This is a genomic window from Romboutsia sp., assembly GCF_035470145.1.
Classification (GTDB): Bacteria; Bacillota; Clostridia; order Peptostreptococcales; family Peptostreptococcaceae; genus Romboutsia_D.
Genome location: NZ_DATIRC010000267.1, coordinates 1 through 2,458, shown reverse-complemented (window position 1 = coordinate 2,458; position 2,458 = coordinate 1). Strand labels below are relative to the sequence as shown.

Below are 2,458 nucleotides of genomic sequence, written 5' to 3'. Positions count from 1 at the left end.
ATATCCTCTAACTTAAAATCCTCATACACAAAAATCCCTCCTAATAATCAGCCTCTTAAAAATGAAGCCTTGGGTAATTATATCAATAATGCCTATACTTAGTTTCACCATCTCTACACTTAGCAACAATCAAATCACCTAACATCATATTTTTAGGCTCTATAATGAATCAATGTTATTATGGCGGACATACTAAAGATATAAAGCTAAAAATAAAATATATAAATTCGAATATTATAAATAATAATGAAAGGTAATATAATGAGAAAAAAAAGATATTTCCAAAATCACTATAAATATGATAAAAGTCATGATACTTATTTAATCAAAGTGTCTCTTGATGATTATGATGATGTATATGATGATTGGGACCCTTCACCTTTTAAGAAAAGAGATATTGAAGACGAGTTTAATGACTTTGTAGTAAATTCGTCAGAGGATATACCTTTAAATTTCGATATCGAAATTGTTCTTTATTTGCCTGAATCTAAAAAAGATCCAAAGAAAGAAGTAGCTTTAATATCAGCTTACAAAAATCATTACAATTACGCAATACAAAGACTTGTAAAGAAAAAATCAAATCTTAACAAAAAAAATTTATCGTATTTATTTCTTTCTATTTTGTTTCTTAGCATAGGTTATTTCTTTATTAAAGATACACAAAACGTATTTCTTAATGTTTTGCACGAAGGAATATTTATAGGTGGGTGGATGTTCTTGTGGGAATTTTTTACAAATATTTTTATAACTACAAGAGAAATACAAACCGAATATATGCTGTATAAAAGGTTATATCAGTCTGAAGTTAATTTTATTTATCATAAGTAATAGGCTGATACAGCTTAATTTTATAGAAATCGCCGTTAATTATAATACGGTTCATTGCTATTTATACTAAATAAAAAATTCACTTCGCTTAAGCAACGTGTTGGCGAACTATTTCAAGCTTGGCAGTTAGTATTAAAACTTATCCACAAACCAGATAAGTTTTAATACCTTAAAATATAAATAAGATATACCCCCTACGTCATAAAAAATGACGTGGATATATCTTTAATATTTTAAATTATATGTAATGACAATGCAGATACTATAATTCCAGCTATAGCATTACCTAAAAATATTCCTATAAGTGCATCTTTAAGCCGCATTTTAAATATAGATGCTAGTGCAGCAGCACTCCAAGATCCTGTTGTTGGAAGTGGAATTCCTACAAATAAAATAAGGCCTATTATACTTGCAGCCTTTAACTTTTTTGCTCTTCCCTCAATTTTTCTATCTATCCATCTTGCCACTTTATTAAAATACTTTCTTTTCCTTAAATAATTTATTACATGTCTAAATGCTAATACTATAGGAATTGCTATAATTGTTGAACCTATTAAACAAAATATGTATAGATATAACGGATTTAAATTCATGGATATCCCTATTGGTATTGCTCCTTTTAATTCTATAACTGGTATCATAGAAAAAAACATCAATTTTATATATTCCAATATTGTGTTCCTCCATAAAGTGTATTTGGGTGTTTTTCTAGACTAAATATTTTATTCATTTTATCCACCCTTTTATTTATAGTTATTATATTATATCACACTAAATTTCAATTTATTATTAACTATACAAAATTATATCCACGATTGACTATTTACTTACTTTAGATTGATAAGTATTTATTATGCACACAAAACATTAATGAAATTTTTTAGACACCTTTTTTATTGTATAAATAAAAAGAGTTGTCCTAATATAAGAATTTCTCAATTCATACTAAAACAACTCTCAACTTAAATTATATTTAATAAAACCTATCGTTTTTGTGGCTATTTCTTTAGCATAGTATTTTCTCAAAAGCTATTCTTTTACTTTTATCTTCTAAATAAATTATTCCACAATACTGAAACTTATTTTTCTTAAGTAACTTTTGCATAGATAAGTTTTCTTCATGTGTATCTACTTTAATACTATGTACACCTTTATTTAAACAAAGCTGCTCTATATCTTTAATAATTTGAGATGATAATCCTAATCCTTTATAATTGTTGTCAACAGCCATTCTATGAATAACTGCATATTCATTATTACTAATCCATTCACCATCATAAATAGAGTTATATGTTTTCTCTTTATCAAAAGAAACTGATACAGTAGCAACAATATTATTATATTTTATCAATACATAACTATTTTTATTGATAATATCATTTCTTATTGTCTCAACGTTAGGATAATTATCCTGCCATTGATTAATCCCTTGTTCTTTAAAGTAAGCTTGTGCTTGTTTAATAATGTTCATTATATCATTAATATCTGTTTCGACTGCTTTTCTAAATTCCATATCAATTCTCCTTATCCCCTCTAAAGGAGGTTATTTTAATCTATTACTAAATTTAATGCATCTTTTTCTTCTAATGGCTTTGAGAATAAATATCCTTGTATATAATCAATATCCATA

General features: G+C 26.1%; 3 protein-coding genes. 1 reads left to right on the top strand and 2 read right to left on the bottom strand.

The genetic code is table 11. The features are described from left to right. Positions 1 to 261: 261 nt before the first annotated feature. Positions 262 to 828: a hypothetical protein gene (locus VLM92_RS11210; protein WP_325276430.1), complete on the top strand. Its 567-nt coding sequence runs from the start codon at positions 262 to 264 to the stop codon at positions 826 to 828. A gap of 233 nt (positions 829 to 1,061) precedes the next feature. Here the strand turns inward: VLM92_RS11210 and VLM92_RS11205 are convergent, their stop codons facing one another. Next, positions 1,062 to 1,499, bottom strand: coding sequence for a small multi-drug export protein (locus VLM92_RS11205; protein ID WP_325276429.1), 438 nt, complete (start codon positions 1,497 to 1,499; stop codon positions 1,062 to 1,064). Positions 1,500 to 1,834: 335 nt separating this feature from the next. Further along, positions 1,835 to 2,341 carry a GNAT family N-acetyltransferase gene (locus VLM92_RS11200; RefSeq protein ID WP_325276428.1) on the bottom strand — a complete coding sequence of 169 codons (507 nt, stop codon included), beginning with the start codon at positions 2,339 to 2,341 and terminating at the stop codon, positions 1,835 to 1,837. Positions 2,342 to 2,458 lie beyond the last annotated feature (117 nt).